This window comes from Corallococcus aberystwythensis (assembly GCF_003612165.1).
GTDB classification, from domain to species: Bacteria; Myxococcota; Myxococcia; order Myxococcales; family Myxococcaceae; genus Corallococcus; species Corallococcus aberystwythensis.
The window spans coordinates 1-681 of the sequence record NZ_RAWK01000555.1; the positions used below are offsets into that span (position 1 = coordinate 1).

The 681-nt window shown below is 71.2% G+C and carries 2 protein-coding genes; one reads left to right on the plus strand and one right to left on the minus strand.

The features are described 5' to 3' along the window. On the plus strand, nucleotides 1–279 hold a 279-nt coding region (locus D7W81_RS41410; protein WP_279637948.1), incomplete at its 5' end, for an RNA 3'-terminal phosphate cyclase. 19 nt (nucleotides 280–298) lie between these two features. On the opposite strand, the gene D7W81_RS41415 is transcribed toward D7W81_RS41410, so the two are convergent. Then, nucleotides 299–681, minus strand: a 383-nt coding sequence (locus D7W81_RS41415) for a hypothetical protein (protein ID WP_306440954.1), incomplete at its 5' end; no start/stop codon positions are given.

A 681-nucleotide genomic window follows, 5' to 3' on the forward strand; every position in this document is an offset into this window, starting at 1 on the left:
GGCCTGGACGCCGAAGGGGTGGGGCGCGAGGCGGCGGAGGCACTGACGCGCTTCATGGAGACGGGCGGCGCGCTGGATGAACACCTGGCGGAGCAGCTGCTGTTGCCGGCGGCGCTCCTGGCGTCAGGGAGATTGGGGCCGGTGACGCCGGGCACCACGCGCTTCACCGCCGCTCGCATCACCGGCGAGCTGACGGTCCAGGCGGAGGTGCTGCGGCGCTTCCTGCCGGTGCACATCCAGGTGGAGCCGGGCGGAAGCGTGGAGGTCCGTCCGGCGTGAGGCGTGAGGCGGGGCTTGTTTAAGCCTCGTCCTCGGCGGCGTTGCCGCGGGCGCCGAAGGTGTTGGCGTCCGACATCTCGCGCACGGTGCCGCGGTAGGCGCGGATGGCGAAGGGCGTGGCGACGAGGAAGACGATGCCCACCAGGCCGATGGCCAGCCAGGGAATGGGCGTCTCCTTGATCTGCACGTCCTTGCCGTAACCGTTGAGGTTGTTGCCCATGGCGCGCGCCTTGGCGGCGTCCTTCTCTTCCTGGGTCAACTCCTTGCGGTTCTGGAACTCCTGGGGCTGGCGGCGCTGGGGCTGCGCCAGGACAGCGCCGCCCCAGACGAGGGCGAGGACGAGAACAAGCCGGGGGAGGGAGCGGGAGGGCCTGGGCCTTGAGCCTACCAGAGCCTCCCGGC